21 protein-coding genes and 1 other RNA gene are annotated in these 18,789 nt (G+C 66.9%); 7 read left to right on the top strand and 15 right to left on the bottom strand.

The window, feature by feature from the left end; translation table 11 throughout:
* The first annotated feature begins 54 nt into the window (after nucleotides 1–54).
* Together N7573_RS14065 and N7573_RS14060 are read left to right on the top strand one after the other, a co-directional pair.
* On the top strand, nucleotides 55–1,047 hold the full coding sequence (locus N7573_RS14065) for a YiiG family protein (RefSeq protein WP_180848019.1): 993 nt from the start codon (nucleotides 55–57) through the stop codon (nucleotides 1,045–1,047).
* Between the two features lie 32 nt (nucleotides 1,048–1,079).
* Complete coding sequence (locus N7573_RS14060; protein WP_279912593.1) at nucleotides 1,080–2,030, top strand: YiiG family protein; 951 nt, start codon at nucleotides 1,080–1,082, stop codon at nucleotides 2,028–2,030.
* Between the two features lie 65 nt (nucleotides 2,031–2,095).
* Here the strand turns inward: N7573_RS14060 and N7573_RS14055 are convergent, their stop codons facing one another.
* Nucleotides 2,096–2,968 (bottom strand): ion transporter, encoded by an 873-nt coding sequence (locus N7573_RS14055; protein ID WP_279912592.1) that lies wholly within the window; start codon nucleotides 2,966–2,968, stop codon nucleotides 2,096–2,098.
* Between the two features lie 63 nt (nucleotides 2,969–3,031).
* Between N7573_RS14055 and N7573_RS14050 the strand changes: the two genes are divergently transcribed.
* On the top strand, nucleotides 3,032–4,258 hold the full coding sequence (locus tag N7573_RS14050) for an acetylornithine transaminase (protein WP_279912591.1): 1,227 nt from the start codon (nucleotides 3,032–3,034) through the stop codon (nucleotides 4,256–4,258).
* Between the two features lie 53 nt (nucleotides 4,259–4,311).
* Here N7573_RS14050 and N7573_RS14045 read toward each other — a convergent pair whose 3' ends face one another.
* Nucleotides 4,312–4,914: an HAD-IA family hydrolase gene (locus N7573_RS14045; RefSeq protein ID WP_279912590.1), complete on the bottom strand. Its 603-nt coding sequence runs from the start codon at nucleotides 4,912–4,914 to the stop codon at nucleotides 4,312–4,314.
* A 123-nt stretch (nucleotides 4,915–5,037) separates the two neighbouring features.
* Between N7573_RS14045 and azu the strand changes: the two genes are divergently transcribed.
* Nucleotides 5,038–5,487 carry an azurin gene (azu, locus tag N7573_RS14040; RefSeq protein ID WP_049460658.1) on the top strand — a complete coding sequence of 150 codons (450 nt, stop codon included), beginning with the start codon at nucleotides 5,038–5,040 and terminating at the stop codon, nucleotides 5,485–5,487.
* Nucleotides 5,488–5,618: 131 nt separating this feature from the next.
* Here the strand turns inward: azu and hemL are convergent, their stop codons facing one another.
* Both hemL and thiE read right to left on the bottom strand, forming a co-directional pair.
* Nucleotides 5,619–6,908: a glutamate-1-semialdehyde 2,1-aminomutase gene (gene hemL, locus N7573_RS14035; RefSeq protein WP_279912589.1), complete on the bottom strand. Its 1,290-nt coding sequence runs from the start codon at nucleotides 6,906–6,908 to the stop codon at nucleotides 5,619–5,621.
* A 16-nt stretch (nucleotides 6,909–6,924) separates the two neighbouring features.
* On the bottom strand, nucleotides 6,925–7,551 hold the full coding sequence (thiE, locus tag N7573_RS14030; RefSeq protein ID WP_279912588.1) for a thiamine phosphate synthase: 627 nt from the start codon (nucleotides 7,549–7,551) through the stop codon (nucleotides 6,925–6,927).
* A 34-nt stretch (nucleotides 7,552–7,585) separates the two neighbouring features.
* Between thiE and N7573_RS14025 the strand changes: the two genes are divergently transcribed.
* Entirely contained in the window at nucleotides 7,586–7,810 is a 225-nt protein-coding gene (locus tag N7573_RS14025; RefSeq protein WP_080291769.1) for a rubredoxin, read from the top strand.
* Between the two features lie 59 nt (nucleotides 7,811–7,869).
* Here the strand turns inward: N7573_RS14025 and N7573_RS14020 are convergent, their stop codons facing one another.
* The 8 genes from N7573_RS14020 to N7573_RS13985 form a co-directional block, all read right to left on the bottom strand.
* The gene (locus N7573_RS14020) at nucleotides 7,870–8,715 is read right to left on the bottom strand and encodes a SirB1 family protein (protein WP_049400716.1); all 846 of its coding nucleotides are present in this window, start codon (nucleotides 8,713–8,715) and stop codon (nucleotides 7,870–7,872) included.
* Nucleotides 8,716–9,012: 297 nt separating this feature from the next.
* Entirely contained in the window at nucleotides 9,013–9,459 is a 447-nt protein-coding gene (locus tag N7573_RS14015) for a DUF192 domain-containing protein (RefSeq protein WP_032128371.1), read from the bottom strand.
* Nucleotides 9,460–9,480: 21 nt separating this feature from the next.
* The gene (rpiA, locus tag N7573_RS14010; RefSeq protein WP_006389802.1) at nucleotides 9,481–10,128 is read right to left on the bottom strand and encodes a ribose-5-phosphate isomerase RpiA; all 648 of its coding nucleotides are present in this window, start codon (nucleotides 10,126–10,128) and stop codon (nucleotides 9,481–9,483) included.
* Between the two features lie 22 nt (nucleotides 10,129–10,150).
* A complete protein-coding gene (locus N7573_RS14005; RefSeq protein ID WP_032128370.1) occupies nucleotides 10,151–10,630 on the bottom strand; it encodes an EVE domain-containing protein in 480 nt (159 codons plus the stop codon).
* On the bottom strand, nucleotides 10,627–11,220 hold the full coding sequence (locus N7573_RS14000) for a 5-formyltetrahydrofolate cyclo-ligase (RefSeq protein WP_279912587.1): 594 nt from the start codon (nucleotides 11,218–11,220) through the stop codon (nucleotides 10,627–10,629). The genes N7573_RS14005 and N7573_RS14000 overlap by 4 nt, the downstream gene beginning before the upstream one ends.
* Before the next feature lie 83 nt (nucleotides 11,221–11,303).
* Nucleotides 11,304–11,489, bottom strand: a non-coding RNA gene (gene ssrS, locus N7573_RS13995) — 6S RNA.
* Nucleotides 11,490–11,641: 152 nt separating this feature from the next.
* Nucleotides 11,642–11,938 (bottom strand): cell division protein ZapA, encoded by a 297-nt coding sequence (locus N7573_RS13990; protein ID WP_005410899.1) that lies wholly within the window; start codon nucleotides 11,936–11,938, stop codon nucleotides 11,642–11,644.
* Nucleotides 11,935–12,156, bottom strand: a complete 222-nt coding sequence (locus N7573_RS13985; RefSeq protein ID WP_005410898.1) for a TIGR02449 family protein — start codon at nucleotides 12,154–12,156, stop codon at nucleotides 11,935–11,937. Before N7573_RS13985 ends, N7573_RS13990 begins: the two co-directional genes overlap by 4 nt.
* A gap of 153 nt (nucleotides 12,157–12,309) precedes the next feature.
* On the opposite strand from N7573_RS13985, the gene N7573_RS13980 reads away from it, so the two are divergent.
* Nucleotides 12,310–12,858 (top strand): YecA family protein, encoded by a 549-nt coding sequence (locus N7573_RS13980; RefSeq protein WP_189719986.1) that lies wholly within the window; start codon nucleotides 12,310–12,312, stop codon nucleotides 12,856–12,858.
* Nucleotides 12,859–12,863: 5 nt separating this feature from the next.
* Entirely contained in the window at nucleotides 12,864–14,186 is a 1,323-nt protein-coding gene (locus N7573_RS13975) for an aminopeptidase P N-terminal domain-containing protein (protein ID WP_279912601.1), read from the top strand.
* Between the two features lie 450 nt (nucleotides 14,187–14,636).
* On the opposite strand, the gene pepQ is transcribed toward N7573_RS13975, so the two are convergent.
* From pepQ to N7573_RS13960, 3 genes are all read right to left on the bottom strand, one after another.
* Nucleotides 14,637–15,968 carry a Xaa-Pro dipeptidase gene (gene pepQ / locus N7573_RS13970; RefSeq protein WP_279912586.1) on the bottom strand — a complete coding sequence of 444 codons (1,332 nt, stop codon included), beginning with the start codon at nucleotides 15,966–15,968 and terminating at the stop codon, nucleotides 14,637–14,639.
* A 75-nt stretch (nucleotides 15,969–16,043) separates the two neighbouring features.
* Nucleotides 16,044–16,418, bottom strand: coding sequence for a PilZ domain-containing protein (locus N7573_RS13965; protein ID WP_049400720.1), 375 nt, complete (start codon nucleotides 16,416–16,418; stop codon nucleotides 16,044–16,046).
* Complete coding sequence (locus tag N7573_RS13960; protein ID WP_279912585.1) at nucleotides 16,415–18,694, bottom strand: DUF1631 family protein; 2,280 nt, start codon at nucleotides 18,692–18,694, stop codon at nucleotides 16,415–16,417. The genes N7573_RS13965 and N7573_RS13960 overlap by 4 nt, the downstream gene beginning before the upstream one ends.
* Between the last annotated feature and the right edge of the window lie 95 nt (nucleotides 18,695–18,789).

Below are 18,789 nucleotides of genomic sequence, written 5' to 3'. Positions count from 1 at the left end.
GCCTGCTGCGCTAGAATGCGTGGCTGTAATCGTTTTCAACAAGGATGTGAGCACATGTCACGCACTCTTTCCGTCGCGGCGCTGGCCGCTTCGCTGTCGTTGATCCTGACCGCCTGCGGTGGCAAGGCACCCGTAGCTGCGGGTGGCGCCGCTGCCTCCGGCACGCCGGACGCCAGCACGGCCCCGTCCGATACACAGCAGCAGTTGACCGCCAAGCTCAACGCCTACATCGGCTGCTTCAACGCGCTGGATTCGAAAACCCACGGCAGCATCCAGTCCTACACGCGCTGGATCAAGGATGTCGACGCTGGCCCGACCGGACGCGAGACGCACGTGTACGGCCCGTTCGAGATCAGCGACTACGACATGAAGCAGTGCGACGCTCCGGTGACCGAGGCGATTGCTGCCAAGCCGGCGCTGGCCGAACTCGATGCGGCTGCAGGTCACTACCAGCAGGCGCTGAAGGCGCTGGTGCCGGTCAGCAAGGGCGCGCATGACTACTACGATCGCCAGGACTACGAAGACGACCAGTTCGCCAAGGGCAAGCAGCTGCACGCGCCCTTGATGGCCGCCTTCAAGGATTTCGTGGCTGCCAGCGAAACGTTCAATGCCGAGCTGGAGCGCCAGAACGACGCTGCCCAGCGCGAGCAGCTCAAGGCGCTGGAACAGGCCGAGGGGCGCACGCGCGAGTACTACCGTCTGGCGATGATGCTGGAAGCGAAGGCCATCATGGATCTGATGAGCGAGGATGATTTCGATCAGGCCAAGGCCCGCGAACGCCTGGATGCCTTCAACCGCATTTCCGATGAAGCGCACGCCAAGGTTGCCGACCAGGAACCGGGCAAGTCGGACTGGGAAGGCTTCGAGCGTGGGGCCGAGAATTTCCGGCGCGAAGGCAAGGAGCGGCTGCAGCGCGTCAGCGAGAAAAAGCCTTACACCGATTTCGAACGACGCATGCTTGATTCGCCGTCGATGGCGCCGCGTGGCTCTGCCAGCAAGCTCATGCAGGAATACAACACGCTCGTTTTCCAGAGCAACCGCCAGTGACCGGCGCGCCAGCACCCATGCGAGAGACCATGATGACTTCCTGTCTGCGTATCGCGCCGCTGCTGCTGATCGGCGCTGTGGCTGGCCTGAGCGGCTGCAACAAACCGGCAGGGTTGTCGCTGGCCGACCCCAGCCTGGAGAAGGTGAACGCCTACATCGAGTGCTACAACGGCGTTGAACAACCCATTCACGAGGGTTTCCAGACCTACACCAGCTGGATGAAGGACCCTGAAGCCGGCCCGACCGGCAATGAAGCGCAACCGCGTTCGCCCGGCAAGGTGCTGTCGCACCGCGTCGAGTACTGCGGCCAGCCACTGACCGACGCGCTGGCGAAGACCCCGGCCTTGCCGATGGATGGCCCCGCGCGTGACTATCAGCAGGCCTTCCAGGCATTGAACACCCTGGTCGAGCGCGCCGATGGTTACTTCACCCGCGAGGATTATCGTCGTGATGGCGGTGAAGGGATGCGCAGCCAGCATGCCCCGCTGATGCAGGCCTATGCTGATTTCTTCAAGGCCAGCGAAGCGATGGATGTGGCGCTGGAAAAGAACGAGAACGATCGCCGTGCCGCGCAGCTGAAGCAGATCGAGGAGAGCGAAGGGCGCTCGCTGGCCTACTATCACCTTCGCCTGCTGGGCGACGGCAAGCTACTGGCCACGGCGTTCCAGGACGACGCACCGGATGTTGCGGCGCTGCGCGTGCAGCTGGCTGACTATCAGGCACTGGTGACGGAAATCCAGAACGGCGGCGTCGGCAAGGACGACCCGATGTGGGGCCACGTGCAGCGTTCGGCGGACAAGCTGGTGCGTACTGCGGGACGTGGCGTCGAGCGCCTGGAGCAGCACAAGCCGATCACCGCCGAAGCACTGGCGGCAGAGCGGAAGGCGTCGGGTAGTTGGCTCACCACCGACCCGGAAGGAGCGCAGTCAACGATCCTCGCCGCATACAATGATCTGGTGACCACCAGCAACCGCATGCGGTGAGCAACGGCACACGCATCCATGCGTAACCGCCGAGAGGTAGTGCCGGCCGCTGGCCGGCATGTGCCTCAATGGTTGAACGCATCCGGCAGCTTGCCGCCGCACTTGCGGCAGTGCAGTGCATCCGGTTCATGGCCTTCCAGCCCACAGTCCGGGCAGCCGCGCGCATCGCGGCGCGCGGCCTGCTCGGCTTCACGCATGGTGCTGGCCAGTTCGGCGGTATAGATGCCGGTGGGCACGGCGATGATGCTGTAGCCGATCAGGATCAGCACCGAGGTGACGAAGCGGCCGAGCACGGTCTGCGGCACGATGTCGCCGAAACCGACCGTGGCCATGGTCACCACCGCCCAGTACATGCTGGCCGGGATGTTGGTGAAGCCGTGTTCGGGGCCCTCGATCACGTACATCAGCGCACCGGCGATGATGGTGATGGTGATCACCGTGAACAGGAACACCAGCACCTTGCGCCGGCTGCGCCACAGTGACGTCATCAGGATGCCGCTTTCCTCGATGTAGCGGGTCAGCTTGAGGATGCGGAACACGCGCAGGATGCGCAGCGCGCGCACCACCAGCAGGCTCTGCGCGCCGGGGATGAACATCGACAGGTAGGCGGGCAGGATCGACAGCAGGTCGATGATGCCCCAGATGCTCACCGCGTAGCGCAGCGGGCGCTTGACCACCGCCAGCCGCAGCAGGTACTCGGCGGTGAAGATGATCGTGAAGCCCCATTCCAGGATGTACAGGCCGGTGGACCATTCGGCATGCAGGTGCTGCACGCTGTCGATCATCACCACCAGGATGCTGGCGATGATCGCCACCACCAGGATCAGGTCGAAATTGCGCGAAGGCCGGGTGTCGTGGCGGTAGATGATGTCGAACCACCGACGGCGCCAGCCGGTCTCGGTGGCGGGGTTCAGCTGGGGGGCGGAAAACGGTCGCATGGGCGCATTGTGCCGCAGGGGTTCCGGCGCGAGAATGGGGATTCCTGAACCCTGCCGACTGCCATGACCGCTGCTACCGATCCGCTGATCTCCCTTTCGCACTATTACCTGCCGGTCTACAAGCCCCGCCAGGTGGTACTGGAGCGAGGCCAGGGCGCCCGCGTGTGGGACAGCCAGGGCCGTGAGTTCATCGACCTGGCGGCTGGCATCGCGGTGTGCGGCCTGGGCCACAACGACCCGGACCTGATGGCCGCACTGGTCGAGCAGGCCGGCAAGCTCTGGCACACCAGCAACGTGTTCTACAGCGCGCCGCCGCTGCACCTGGCCGAGGAGCTGGTGAAGGCCAGCCGCTTCGCCGAGCGCGTGTTCCTGTGCAATTCCGGCGCCGAAGCCAATGAAGTGGCGATCAAGATGGTCCGCAAGTGGGCCTCCAGCCAGGGGCGTCCGGCCGACAAGCGGGTGATCATCACCTTCCGCGGCAGCTTCCACGGCCGCACCATGGGCGCGGTGACCGCCACCGCCCAGCCGAAGTACCAGGAAGGCTACGAGCCGCTGCCCGGTGGCTTCCGCTACATCGATTTCAACGATGAGGTGCAGCTGGAAACCGCGATGGCCGCCGGCGACGTGGCTGCAGTGATGCTGGAGCCGATCCAGGGCGAGGGCGGCGTGATGCCGGCCAAGTCCGGTTTCCTCAAGCGCGTGCGCGAGCTGTGCGACCAGCACAATGCGCTGCTGGTGCTGGACGAGATCCAGGCCGGCATGGGCCGTACCGGTACGCTGTTCGCGCACTGGCAGGACGACGTGGTGCCGGACATGGTCACCCTGGCCAAGGCGCTCGGCGGCGGCTTCCCGATCGGCGCGATGCTGGCCGGCCCGAAGGTGGCCGAAACCATGCAGTTCGGCGCACACGGCACTACCTTCGGCGGCAACCCGCTGGCTGCTGCGGTGGCCCGCGTGGCACTGCGCAAGCTGGCCTCGGCGGAGATCGCCGCCAACGTCAGCCGCCAGTCGAAGGCGCTGCGCGATGGCTTCGCCCGCATCAACGACGAGTTCGGTGTGTTCAGCGACGTGCGTGGCCGTGGCCTGATGCTGGGCGCGGTGCTGAGCAAGGACTTCGCCGGCCAGGCCGGTGCGATCCTCGACCACGCCGCCGAGCAGGGCCTGCTGACCCTGCAGGCCGGCCCGGACGTGCTGCGCTTCGTGCCGTCGCTGAACATCACTGACGAAGAAGTGGCCGAAGGCCTGAAGCGCCTGCGCGCAGCGATTGCTGCGTTCATCGCCGCGCGCTGACGCCGCGGCGCTGGGGTCGGATCCCTCTCCTGCGGAGAGGGCTCTGACCCCGATCAGCTCACCGCGTAACGCTTCAACACTTTGCCCAATCCCCGGCCATCGCGCACGGTTTCCGCGTGCAGGCCGGCGGCGCGTGCGCCGCGCACGTTGGCGAACAGGTCATCGACGAACAGCGTGCGCGCAGGCGCCACGCCGAGTACATCAAGCGTGCGCAGGAAGACTTCCGGCGCCGGTTTGCGCAGGCCGAAATCGGCGCTGCAGAACACGCGGTCCTGCAGGGCAGGGAACAGTTCCGGTAGCAGGGTGGGCAAGGCCTGTTGCATCAGCGCGCCGTTGTTGGTCAGCACTGCCATCGGCAACTGCAGGGCCTGCAGCCGCTGCAACACGGCAGCCTGCGGATGGCTGGCGGCCCGCCGCGCCGCGGTCCAGGTGTGCACATCAACGGTGCGGCCCAGCTGTTTGCTCAGCTGCGCCAGATAGGCCGGGCCATCCAGCGTGCCATTGTCATGTGCCGCTTCCAGCCCGCTGTCGTACAGCGCGGCCTGCACGGTTTCCGGCGCGACGTCCAGCGCCTGCGCAAGGTGCAGCACGCGCTGCGCGCGCTGGTAGTGCACCAGCACGCCATCCACATCCAGCAGCAACAGGTCGATCCGCATTGGTCGAGCATGCCATTGCAGTGAACACGCGGGAAACCCTGGAGCAGCCATGCGACAGACGGTCGCAGACGCGGCCGCAGGGGCCTGCCTAGAATGGCGCTTGAATCCGCAGGAGATGCAACGATGAAGGCTTGGATGGTGGCAGTGGGACTGGGCGCGCTGATGCTGGCGCCGTCAGCGATGGCGCGGGTGTGTGCGGTGAGCATCGACAGCACCGACCAGATGAGCTTCAGCAGCCGCGAGATCAAGGTGGCCGCTGATTGCACCGCCGTGGACCTGACCCTGCGCCACACCGGCAAGCTGGCCGCTACCGCGATGGGCCACAACTGGGTGCTGACCCGCAGCGCGGATTACCAGCCGGTGGCGATGGCTGGCATGCGCATGACCCTGGCCGACAGCTACCTGCCGAAGGCCGACAAGCGCGTGCTGGCGCACACCAAGGTGATCGGCGGTGGTGAAACCGCGCGCGTGCGCTTCTCTACCCAGGGCCTGCAGAAGGGCGGTGACTACACCTTCTTCTGCTCGTTCCCCGGCCACTTCGCGATGATGAAGGGCAAGTTCGTCTTCGGTTGAGCAGCCACGCATGGCGTGGCTCTACCAGTAGATCCACGCCATGCGTGGATGAAAAAGGGGACGGAGGGGATTAAGTCGTTTGTGCAAAAACGACTTAATCCCCTCCGTCCCCTTTTTCGTGCAGAGCGGGCTCAGCCCTTGGCGGCCTTGAACGCCACGCGTGCGGCGGCCAGCGTGGCCTCGATCACGGCATCGTCGTGCGCGCTGGACAGGAAGCCGGCCTCGTACGCCGACGGCGCCAGGAACACGCCCTGCTCCAGCATCGCGTGGAAGAAGCGGTTGAACGCCGGGATGTCACAGGCGGTGGCCTGCGCATAGGTCTCCACCTTCTCGCTGGTGAAGAACAGGCCGAACATGGCGCCCACGTGGGTGGTGGTCACCGCCACGCCGGCGTCGGCGGCGGCCGCTTCCAGGCCGGCACACAGGCGCGCGGTGCGCTCGGCCAGGTCGGCGTGGAAGCCCGGCTGCTGGATCAGTTCCAGCATCGCCAGGCCGGCGGCCATCGCCACCGGGTTGCCGCTCAGCGTGCCGGCCTGGTAGATCGGGCCGGCCGGGGCGATCTGCTGCATCAGCTCGCGGCGGCCGCCGTAGGCACCCACCGGCATGCCGCCGCCGATGATCTTGCCGAAGGTGGTCAGGTCCGGGGTGATGCCGTAGTGCGCCTGTGCACCGCCAAGGGCAACGCGGAAACCGGTCATCACTTCGTCGAAGATCAGCAGCGCGCCGTGCTTCGTGCACAGGTCGCGCAGGTGCTGCAGGTAGCCTTCGCGTGGCGGAATGCAGTTGGCGTTGCCGACCACCGGTTCGATGATCAGGCCGGCGATGTCGTCACCCTGCTGTTCGAACAGGGCAGTAGCCGCTTCGAAGTCGTTGTAGGGCAGGGTCAGGGTCAGTTCGCTCAGGCCGGCCGGCACGCCCGGCGAGGTCGGCACGCCCAGCGTCAGCATGCCGCTGCCGGCCTTGACCAGGAACGAGTCGCCATGGCCGTGGTAGCAGCCTTCGAACTTGACGATGCGGTTGCGGCCGGTGGCGCCGCGCGCCAGCCGGATCGCCGACAGCGTGGCTTCAGTGCCGGAGTTGACCATGCGCACCATCTCGCACGACGGCACCAGTCGGGTGATGGTCTCGGCCATGGTCACTTCGGCCGCGCAGGGCGCGCCGAAGGACAGGCCATTGTCGATCGCCTTCTTCACCGCCTGGCGCACCGCCGTGTGGTTGTGGCCGACGATCATCGGGCCCCAGGAACCGACATAGTCGATGTAGCGGTTTCCATCGACGTCGTACAGGTAGGCGCCATCGGCGCGCTCGACGAAGAACGGTTCGCCGCCGACCGATTTGAACGCGCGCACCGGCGAATTGACGCCGCCCGGCAGCAACTGCTGGGCGCGGGAGAACAGGGCGTGGGACTGGTCGTGGTTCATGGGGCTTTCCTGGGCGTTACGCGAACTGGGCGAGGTAGGCGCGCTGGACCGCAACCGGGTCTTCGGCGGCGAACACGCTGCTGACCACGGCGACCAGATCGGCGCCGGCGTCGATGATGGGACCGACATTGTCCGGCGTCAGGCCGCCGATCGCCACCCGCGGCACGCCCAGTGCGGCGCTTTGCCGCAGCAGGTCGGTATGGGCGCGGCTGTTGGTGACCTTGGTGGTGGTCGGGAAGAACGCGCCGAAGGCCACGTAGCTGGCGCCGGCGGCAACGGCCTGCTCGGCATTGGCCAGCTGGTCGTAGCAGGAGGCGCCGATGATGGCCTCGGCACCAAGCAGCGCGCGCGCGCTGGGGATGTCACCGTCGGTGCCGCCCAGATGCACGCCGGCGGCGCCGACCGCCTTGGCCAGCGCCGGGTCGTCGTTGACGATCAGCGGCACGCCGTGTTCCGCGCACAGCGCCTGCAGGGCGAAGGCCTGCTCGCGCCGCAGCGCGTCGCTGGCGGTCTTGTTGCGGTACTGCAGCCAGGTGGCGCCGGCGGCCAGCAGCGGCGCGGTACGGGCCAGCAGGCGCGCGGTATCCGGCTCGTCCGGGGTGATCAGGTAGACGCCGCGGGGCGCCGGGGAAGCAGAAGTCATCGATGGCTACCGGTGAGTGGACCGCGATGGGACAATGGCGGCCCGTGAATCCAGCCTTGATTATCCGATGAGCGATGCCACCCCCACCACCTTGCGTACCTGGATGTGCGTGGTCTGCGGCTTCCTTTACAGCGAAGCGGAAGGCTTGCCGGAAGAGGGCATCGCGCCGGGGACGCGCTGGGAAGACATTCCCGAGACCTGGACCTGCCCGGATTGCGGGGTGACCAAGGCCGATTTCGAGATGGTCGAGGTCGATTGATGGCGGGGCCTGCAGGCCCTTCTGTGGGTGCGGACCGTTGGTCCGCACACCGGACAACCTCAATGCAGCCGCGGCACCGGCCCGCCAAGGTCGATCAGCTTCTCGCGCAGCCACTGCGCATCGCTGGCTTCCGGGTTGCGCTTCAGATACTGCCCCAGGTCGTGGCGGGCACCGGCCAGATACTCCAGCTGCAGGTAGGCCAGGCCACGGTCACGCAGCGCGTCGTCCTGCTCCGGGGCCAGCTTCAGCAGGCGGTCGGCACTGCGTGCGGCACGGTCCCATTCGCCCGCTTCGGCATACACACCGTGCAGGTTGCGCAGCATCCGCATCAGGATCGCGCGCGCAGGGGCCGGGTCGAGGATCTGCGCCAGCACCTGGTCGTCGGGCATCTGCCCGCCCAGGTGTGACTTGGCCCGCTCGCGCAGTTCGTCCACGTCCAGCGGGCGGCCGCCATTGAACGGATCCATCACCAGCACGCCGTCGTCCACCGGCAGGCGCACCAGGAAATGGCCGGGGAAGGACACGCCGTCGAGCGGAATGCCCAGCCGGCGCGCGACTTCCATCTGCACCAGCGCCAGCGAGATCGGGTTGCCCAGGCGGCGCTCGAATACCTGGTTGAGGTAGCTGTTGCGCGGGTCGTAGTACTCGTCGTGGTCGCCGCTGTAGCCCAGCTCGTCGAACAGATGGCGATTGATCGCTGCCATCTTCAATGGGCTGTTGTCGATGCTGTCCACTTCCGAACGGAGGTGGTCGACATGGCTCTGGATCAGCGCGTCGTAGGTGGACGGCTGCAGATCGGGGTATTCATCGCGCGCGATCAGCAGCGCGGTCGGCAACAGTGGCAGCGCCTCGTCTTCGAGGTCGGCCAGTGCATCCCAGTCGGGGAGTGAGATCTGGTCCTGCATGACCACAGACTGGCGGCAATTGCAGGCGGTTTCAAGCGGTGCCGCGTGAAAAGAACATCGCCTTGGAAATGTCGTGTCGACCAAGGTCGACACCTGCCAACAGCCGCCGGCCAACTGTCAGAGGTGGGGCGGTGTGGGCTTGCAGGACCGCAGGCGCCATGGATGGCGCCTACGAGCCCCCCGGGACGGGTTTACGGCGTGTCCTGCAAGTCCACACCGCCCCGCCATCCCTCGGTAACCCAGCTTTTGCCTTTGATGTTGATTCGGCGGGTGCCGGCCGCTGGCCGGTCGCATCGTTTACTTCTCGATGCCCGGGCCGAAGGTCAGCTGGGTCCCGTCCTTCAGCTTGAGCTTCTCGGCCTGGCCGGCGTTGAGCTCCAGCACGTAACGCGCCGGGCCACCGCTGGGGTAGGGCGGGCACATGTCGCCGGCCGAGCACGGCGGCACGTCGCGCTGCTGGCTGACCAGCTTGCGCTGGCTGTCGAAGTACAGGATGTCCAGCGCAAGCTTGGTGTTCTTCATCCAGTACGCCTGCATTTCCTCGCGGTCGTGGATGAACAACATGCCGTGATCGGCGGCCATCTGGTCGCGGAACATCAACCCGCGCGCGCGGGTTTCATCGTTGGTGGCCAGCTCCACCTGGTAGCGGGCGCCATCCAGCTCGACCCAATGGCGGGCCGCGTCGGTAGCACAGCCGGCCAGGGCCAGCAGCGGAAGCATCAGCAGCGAACGCAACAGCGACATCGTCAGGATCCTTCGAAAGGGTCAGAGCACGACCGGCGGCTCACCACCGACGATCACCACATCGGCCCGGCGGCGTGCGAACAGGCCGACACAGACCACGCCGGGCAGCTGGTTGAGCTCGCGCTCCAGCTTTTCCGGATCGGTGATCTGCAGGTTGTGGATGTCCAGGATCTGGTTGCCGTTGTCGGTGACCACGCCTTCGCGCCAGGTCGGCTGGCCGCCGGTCATGTCGCGGATCTGGCGGGCGACCAGGCTGCGCGCCATCGGGATCACTTCCACCGGCAGCGGGAACTTGCCCAGCACCGGCACCTGCTTGCTCGGGTCGACGATGCAGATGAAGCGCTCGCTGGCCTCGGCGATGATCTTCTCGCGGGTCAGTGCGGCGCCGCCACCCTTGATCAGGCACTTGTTGGCATCGCACTCATCGGCGCCGTCCACGTACAGCGACAGGTTGCCGCTGTGGTTCAGCTCGATCACCTCGATGCCGTGCTGCTTCAGGCGCGCGGTGCTCTGTTCGGAGCTGGACACGGCACCCTTGATGCGGTGCTGGATGCGGGCCAGGGCATCGATGAAATAGGCCACGGTGGAACCGGTGCCGACACCGACGATCATGCCGTCTTCAACGTACTCGATGGCTTTCTCGGCGGCCAGGCGCTTGGCTTCGGACATGGGAGAACTCTCAGGCAGGGAATCAGGATTTCTTTTCCAGCGACAGCAGCAGCTTCCACTGCGCAGCCGTCACCGGGAACACCGACAGGCGGTTGCCCTTGGCAACCAGCGGGAAGCCCTCGCCGAGTTCTTCGGCGTGCAGCTTGATCTCGTCCAGCGCGATCACCTGCTTGAGCTTGCGGTCGAAGGCCACGTCCACCAGCATCCAGCGCGGGTTCTCGCGCGTGCTCTTGGGGTCGTGGTAGTCGGATTTCGGGTCGAACTGGGTGTCGTCCGGATAGGCCGGGCTGGCCACCGTGGCCAGGCCGACGATGCCGGGCACCTTGGTATTGGAGTGGTAGAACAGGATGCCGTCGCCCACCTGCATGCCATCGCGCATGAAATTGCGCGCCTGGTAGTTGCGCACCCCGTTCCAGGGTTCGACCTTGACCTTGGCCAGGTCATCGATGGAGAAGGCGTCCGGTTCGGACTTCATCAGCCAGTAGCGCTTGCGGGCGGTCATGCGTTCACGGGGGCAGCGGAGGGGAACAGGGTGCCGTCTTCGGTGCAGATCGCATCCACCGGCACGTCCCACGACGCCACCGGCAAGGACTCGACCTGCTGCACCGCGAATGCAGCGCCGACCAGCCAGGGCGGCGCCGGCCGGTCGTGGCGGAAGGCGAAGCTGCGATCATACCAGCCGCCCCCCATGCCCAGCCGCCGGCACTGTGTGTCGAAGCCCACCAGCGGGGTCACTACCAGCGCCATCTGCGACGGTTCCAGGGTGTCTTCCATCGCCACGTCCGGCTCGGGAATGCCATAGCGGTTGCTGGTCAGCGGCTGCCCGGGCCGCCACGGCGCGAAGCGCAGCACGTCGCCGGCCAGCACTGGCAGGCAGTAGGAGAGTCCTTCGGGCAGCTGCAGCTGCCAGCGGTGCAGGGCGATTTCGCCATCCAGCGCCCAGTAGCCGGCCACGGCGCCTTCGCGCGGGGCGAACGGCAGGGCCAGCAGGGCATCGGCGAGGGATTCGGCGGCGGCAATGCGCTCAGCGGCGGAAAGGTCGCGGCGGCGTTGCCGCAGGTCGTGGCGCAGGGCCTGGCGCGGGTCGGTCATGGCAGCGTGCGGCAAGGATCAGCCGTCATTGTGCCGGAAAGAACAAGGGCGACGCCCGAAGACGCCGCCCTTGCTGGAATATTGCATTCTCCGCAATGTCGATGCATGCGAAACGACCTTGAACCCGGGGGCTCAAGTGGGAACGCTGGAGAACCATCGGGCTTCCCGCTACAAGGCGGACCTGCACTCCCGGCGCTGTCGCGCTCCCGGTGTCGTTCTTAAGGGACAAGGCGAATGTTTGCACATGCCGTCGAGTACCGCAGAGAACGCGTGGCCATTATAGCCAGCACGCAGGATCTGGATAGGCCGTTCGTCGGCAACAGTCCGTGCCAATTCAGATATGAGAAAAGGGGACGGAGGGGATTAAGACGTTTCCGGCACGGAAGGGGCGAATGCGCCTTGATTCCCTCCGTCCCCTCTTCTACGGGGTGCCGTCGATCGCGCGGTCCAGGCGCCGGTTCAGGTCGGCCAGCGTCTGCTGCAGGGCGACTGCCTGGCGGGCGTTCTCGTCACGCAGCAGCTGCAGTTCATGGGCCAGGTTCAACGCCGCCAGCACGGCGACGCGGTCGACCGCGGCCATGCGGTTGCTGCCGCGGATTTCGCGCATGCGCGCATCGAGCAGGCGCGCGGCGGCCATCAGGCTGTCGCGTTCATCGCCGCCGACACCCACGGTGTATTCACGATCGAGGATGCGGACACTGACCGGTTCGGCGCTCATGTGTGCTGCTCCAGGGATTTGAGCCGGCTGATCATTGCTTCCACCCGCGAGCGTGCCTGCTCGTTCTTGGCCAGCAGCGTGGAACGCTCGGCCACCAGCTGTTCCTGCTGGTGGCGCAGGCTGCGGTTCTCCTCGGCCAGGCGCTGGTTGCGTTCAAGCAACGCTTCCACGCGGGCAGCGAAGTCCTGCAGCTGGGCAAGGGGATCGGCGGGTTCCATACGGGCACGATAGGCAAGCCGGGTAAGGGCGGTCAAGCGTTGTCGCAGCAAGGCCTGACGGTCGCAGAGAGGATGCCGTCGGGTTGCTACACTACGGGGTCTCACGGGCGCGCGCGTGCGCGCCCCGGGTTTCCTTTCCGAACGAGCCGCACGATGACCGAACTTCCCTCCGTCGACGACGTTACCCGCGCCAGCCAGGAACTGGGCCTGGGCGCCACCGCTGCCGAGCTGCACGGCGCACTGTGCGGCTGGCTGGCCGCCGGTGGTGCCCCCGGCAATGATTGGCCGGCGCGTGTGCTGGCCGACGACAACCTGCCGCCGGTGGCCGCCGACAGCGTGCTGGGGCAGCTGCTGCAGGTCACCATCAAGCAACTGGAAGACCGCGATTTCGCCTTCGAACTGCTGCTGACCGATGGCGACGACGTGTCCGCGCAGGCTGATGCCATGTTCAGCTGGACCCGTTCCTTCCTGGGCGGCTTCGGCCTGGGCAGCGGCGGCCGCCGCCCGATCCTGTCCGAAGAGGGTGAAGAAGCGCTGACCGACATGGCCAGCCTGGCGCGTGCCTCCAGCGAGGATTTCGAGGCCGGTGGCGATGACGATGACGAAGCCCTGTCCGAGATCGAGGAATTCATCCGCGTGGCGGTACTGCTGCTGCACGGTGACGTGGTGCTGGCCTCGCGCCATCGGCAGCGCCTGAACTGATGGACATCAAGCAGCGCACCGGCATCGCGGCCGGCGAATACAAGCGTCGCCGCCGCCAGCTGATGGACATGGCCGGCGAGGATGCGATCCTGGTGCTTCCCGCCGCCGCCGAGAAGGTGCGCAGCCTCGATACCCATTACCCGTTCCGGCAGGATTCGGACTTCCAGTACTTGAGCGGCTTCCCGGAGCCGGAAGCGGTGCTGGTGTTGATCCCGGGCCGCCGTCACGGCGAGGCCATCCTGTTCTGCCGTGAGCGCGACGCCGAGCGCGAGGCCTGGGACGGCAGCCGCGCCGGCCAGGAAGGTGCGGTGGCGCAGTACGGCATGGACGATGCGTACCCGATCGACGATCTGGACGACATCCTGCCGGGCCTGCTGGAAGGGCGTTCGCGCGTCTATTACCACTTCGGTCGCGACGCCGATTTCGACCTGAAGCTGATCGGCTGGGTCAACCGCGTGCGTTCGCAGGTGCGCCACGGCGCGCAGCCGCCGCATGAGTTCCTGGAGCTGGGCCACCTGCTGCATGAGCAGCGCCTGTTCAAGTCCGGCGCCGAAGTGGCGCTGATGCACCACGCCGCGCAGATCAGCGTGCGTGCGCATCTGGCGGCGATGAAAGCGGCGAAGGCCGGCATCCACGAATACGAACTGCAGGCGGAGCTGGAACGCGTGTTCCGCGCCAACGACGCGGTGCCGGCCTATTGCAGCATCGTCGGTGCCGGCCGCAACGGCTGCATCCTGCACTATCGCGACAACAACGCACGTTCGCGCGATGGTGAGCTGGTGCTGATCGACGCCGGTGCCGAATACCGCGGCTATGCCAGCGACATCACCCGCACGTTCCCGGTGAACGGCCGCTTCAGCGCCGAGCAGCGCGCGCTGCACGACCTGGTCGGTGACGCGCAGGCCGCGGCACTGGCCCAGGCCAAGCCGGGCGTACCGTACGAGGCCGGCCACCTGGCTGCGGTACAGACCCTGACCGAGGGCCTGCTGCGGCTGGGGCTGCTGAAGGGCACGCTGGAAAAGAACCTGTCCGAGGGCCTGTACCAGCGCTTCTACCGGCACAAGACCGGGCACTGGATCGGCATGGACGTACACGACGTGGGTGACTATCGCCTGGCCGGCGATTCGCGGCTGCTGGAGCCGGGCATGGCGTTCACCATCGAGCCGGGGCTGTATATCGGCGTGGACGATACGACGGTGGAACCGCGCTGGCGCGGTATCGGGATCCGTACCGAGGATGACGTGCTGATCACCGATGACGGGCATCGCGTGCTGACCGAAGGCCTGGCGCGCAGCGCCGACGAGATTGAAGCGGCGATGGCGGGGTAAGGGGTTTCGGCAGGGCTTACAGCCCTGCACCTGCTGCAATCAACGGCAACGTCAAAAACCGAAGCGGCATTCCGTGGGAGGGCGGGGCACTGTGGGTTTGCGGGGACGCCGCAAGTACGTCCCTGTAGGCTTGGTCGCCGCATCCATGCGGCTCACACCCCGCAAACCCACAGTGCCTCGCCTTTGACAGGTTCAGGCGGCTGTTGGTGGGTGCCGACCGTTGGTCGGCACATCTGTCAGATATCGAATGAATCATCCACGCATGGCGTGGATCTACTGGCCACTGCGGCCGTTGGAACGCGCGGCTGTTGGTAGGTGTCGACCTTGGTCGACACAGAGCGAGCGCAGCGAGCGACCCGCTTCTGCTTTTCTTTTTTCTTTTCTGTGGTTGAACGCGGCAGGAAACTGTCAAAGGCCGGCTTTAGCTCCAAGCGTCAAACCACGAGGGGCTCAGCCGTTCGCCGCCGCAAACGCCGGCCGCGTCAGGTTGTCCGCCTCGCCTTCAGTGCACAGCACTTCGTCTTCAATGCGGATGCCGCCATACGGACGGAAGAAGTCCACGCGGTCCCAGTTGATTGCATCGCCATGGCCGGCATCCTTCACTTCATTCAACAGCATGTCGATGAAGTACAGGCCCGGTTCGATGGTCACCACCATGCCCGGTTCCAGCACGCGGGTCAGGCGCAGGTACGGGTGGCCCGCCGGGCGCTCGATGCGGCCACCCTCGTCGCTGGCCGCGAAACCGGCCACGTCGTGCACCTGCAGGCCGATCAGGTGACCGATGCCATGCGGGAAGAACGCGGCACTGACGCCGGTTTCCACTGCGGTCTGCGGCGAGACCTTGATCACGCCGAAGTCCTTCAGCACGCCCATCAGCGAAAGATGTGCGTCCACGTGCAGCTGCTTGTAGTCGAAGCCCGGGCGCACCGCTGCGCACATCTGTTGCTGGGCAGCGTCGACGGCGGCGATCATCGCCGCGAATTCGTCGTGGCCCTGTGCGGCGTAGGTGCGGGTGATGTCGCTGGCGTAGCCGTGCGCGCTGGCGCCGGCATCGATCAGGAAGCTGCGCAGCGGCTGCGGCGCCTTGCGGCCCAGCTCGGTGTAATGCAGCACGGCGGCATGTTCGTTCAACGCCACGATGTTGCCGTACGGCAGCTCGGTGGCATCCTGGCCCACGGCCTGGCAGTACGCCATGTGGATGCTGAACTCGTCGGCGCCGTTGCGGAATGCGGCCTCGGCGGCGCGGTGGCCGCGCACGCCCAGCACCTGCGCCTGGCGCATCAACGCGATTTCATACGGCGTCTTGCTGCCGCGGTGCCATTCCAGGTAGTTCACCACCGGCGCCGGGTTGTTCGGCACGTAGTTGCCCAGCGCGCTCTGCGGCTCGCCGAGGATCGCGCAGCGCGACGGATCGGCCGGCAGCAGCGCCAGCGCCTCTTCGGGCTTGCGGATGATGTGGATGTCGAAGTGCTCCACCCACCAGCCGCTGGGTGCGTCCGGTACCACGTGCCAGTAATCGAACGGCTGGTGGAAGATCACCGCCGGGCGCTTGCCGGGGGTGAACACGATCCAGCTGTTGGGCACGCGGGTCAGCGGCAGCCAGGCCTTGAACTGCGGATTCACCGCATACGGGTAGTCGCGGTCGTCGAACACCTGGTAGTGCAGGGTGCCGCTAGGCACCACCAGATGATCGAAGCCGCCGCGGGCCAGCGCCTGTTCGGCGCGTCGGCACAGCACGGCCAGGTGGTCGGAATACAGGGCGCCGGGGTCTTGCTGGATCATTGCGGTGGCTCGACACGGAAAACGGCCCTAGATTCTGCCGCATACCGCGAAAAACCGCTGTGCCGGAACCGGCACTCAGGCCGTCGAAACCGGTCCCTCGTCGCTGTCCTCGCCCACCCACTGGCGCAACAGCTGCCGATGTTCGCGTGACAGGGTCAGGAAGCGGAAGCCGGTCCAGCTCTGGCCGGGTGCATGTGCGGGCTCGCTCCACAGCAGGTGCACGCCCACATCGATGGCCTGCTGACGGCCATCACCCAGTGGCAACGGGAAGCGCAGCTGGTACAACGCATCCTCGCGCAGCGGCACGCTGGCCAGCATCAGCATGCCGGTTTCGGAGACATTGCCGAGGCGCCCGACCACGCACTCGCGCATCTGGTCGGTGACCGGCACCAGGTCCGAGACCTGGCGGCGCGGCGCGCGGCGGGTGTCCTGCGGCGGTACGGCTTTCATGCGGGGGTCTCCTGTGCGCGGCCCGTGGCCAGTGCGCGCAGCGCACCGAGGCTGGCTTCCCAGGCACGGTCGACCAGCCGGCCCTTGTCTTCGGTGACCAGTTGCGCGCGCCCGGCACTGATCTGCCGTGCCAGCGTATCCAGGTCGGTATCGGTGATCTTCTGCCCGCGTGGATTGACGAACAGGGCGTGGCCGGTCAGCAGGCTGTACCAGGACAGGCGCTGGCGGCGCAGCGTGCCATCACCGGTATCGATGTCGAACCAGCTGCCGAACGGCAGCGTGGACAGCTGCTGGTAGGCGGCTTCTTCGGCACTGCTGCGGGGCGTTGCAGGCGCCGTGCCGGTGGGCGCGCCGGCGTGTTCGCCCAGGCGCGCACGTGCCTTCAGGCGGGCACTGAGTTCGGTACGCGAGGTGCTTTCATCCTCGCCGCCGGGCGTGGCCAGCCTGCGCGCGACGGCGGCGGCTTCCTCGGCGTGGTAGCCGACCTGCAGCAGTGCGGCCTCCACGTCCGCTGCCAACGCGGTATCGGTGCCGCCGGGGGCGTCGATGGCCTGTGCGGTGATGGCAGCGATGCGCTCGGTCTGTTGCAGGCGTTCCTGCCACTGTGGCGAATCATCGCCATGGCGCAGGCGGGTGAGGGTCAGTGCATCGGCCCAGGCCTGGCGCAACAGGCTCTGCACGAAGCGCGGTGGCGACTGCGTGTCGCAGCACTGGTCGATCTGTGCGGTGGCCTGGCGACGGGCCAGTTCCAATCGTTCCTTGCCGCGCGCGGCTTCCACGTGGCGGCGCTCGGCCAGTTCGGCACGATGGGCCGCCGCGCGCTGGTGCTGCTGCACGTCTTCGTTGGCAGCGGCGAAGGCTTCCGGCGCGCGTGCATCCTGGCCGAGCAGGCCCTGCACGCTCTGCGCCATGCGCTGCAGCAGCTGCGGGTCGACGTCATCGTCGCCCAGCCAGTTGGCGCCGACTTCGGCAATCTGGTTGAGCAGCTCGCGCGCGGGATGTTCGTCGCGTACGAAGAAGCCCGGGTCGGCCATGGCCGCGCGTGCCAGGGGCACCTGCAGGCGGGCCAGCAGGGCGGCCGGCACCGGATCGGGACGTTGCTGCTGTTGCACCTGCTGCATCAGCATGCGCAGCAGGTCCAGGTTGTCCCGGTCGTGACTGCCCAGCTGGGCCTGCGCACCATGCTCGCTGCGCAGCTGCGCGACCACGGCGGCCTGCAGGTCGGCCACGCCGGTTGCCGCGCTGGACTGAGCCTGCAGACGCGCGAGTACCGCGTCGACTGCGGCACTGGGCACTGCGCCGCGGTCCGCCGGGGCAGGGTTGGCGTGCCGGGCCTGCTGCAGCAGCTCATGCAAAGCACTGCCGGTGGATGTGGTCACGCCCGGCGTGGCGGGGCCGGCTGCACCACCCTCGTGGAAGGCGTCCTGTACCAGGCTGGACCAGGAGCCGGCCGGTGCCGAACCGTTCCAGCCGGTCAGGGGGGCCGCGCTGCGCTTGGCCGGCTGCGTGGTGCGGCCGCCACCCACCGACTGGGTGATGATCCGCCGCGTGCTCGACGAGCGTGCCAGGTAGGGGGTGTAGACCAGCCCAGGCAGTACGCCGGACTGGGCCAGCAGCGCATTGGCACGGTCAAGGATATCGCCCAGCCGTTCCAGCACCTGTCGTTCGAAACTGCGATACAGCGCCAGCTGTACCTCGACGCTCAGCGCGTCCTGTTCGGCAATCCGGCGCACCATCGCGCACAGTGCCTGCGGCGCCAGCGGCAGGGTGTCGGCCTCGAAGGCCGGCGCCGCCGCCAGTACCCCCAGGCGTTGGCCCAGCAGGTTCAGTGTGTTGGTTGAACGCAGGGTTTCGCGCCGCACCATCTCGGTCAGCAGCAGGTCGCGATCCACTTCGTGCTCATCAACCAGCGACAGCCCGAGCATGCCCGGCAGTGCTGGAGGCGTAGCACTGGTGCTGACACCGCTGCCCGGTTCGCGCAACCGTGCGAGGGCGTCGGCAACGGCATCGAGCATGCGGTCGGCGAAGTGACCGGCGAAGGCGTGCAGCTGTCCACGCTGGGCCATCAGCTCGGCCTGCTGCTGCGGATTGCGTGCGCGATCGGCGTCGTGCAGCAGGGTCTGCTCCAGCGCTTCGACAGTCAGGATCAGGGGCGCGGCCAGCGTCTGCCGGCACAGGCCGATCAGCGCGCCCAGCAGCTCACGTACCCGCGGTGGCAGGTCGCTGGCGGCCAGGCGGTTCTTGTCGGCAGGAGTGATGGAAAAGACAGCTGACATCGGCAGGCGGTATCCGGATTCCCGCGGATCGATCTGGTGAATCTACCGTGTCGGCCGCTGTCGGCGCTACTTTAGGGCGAATGTGCATCCCGTTC

This window comes from Stenotrophomonas sp. GD04054 (assembly GCF_029836955.1).
Taxonomy (GTDB): Bacteria; Pseudomonadota; Gammaproteobacteria; order Xanthomonadales; family Xanthomonadaceae; genus Stenotrophomonas; species Stenotrophomonas maltophilia_A.
This window is presented reverse-complemented; position numbering and strand designations above follow the sequence as displayed.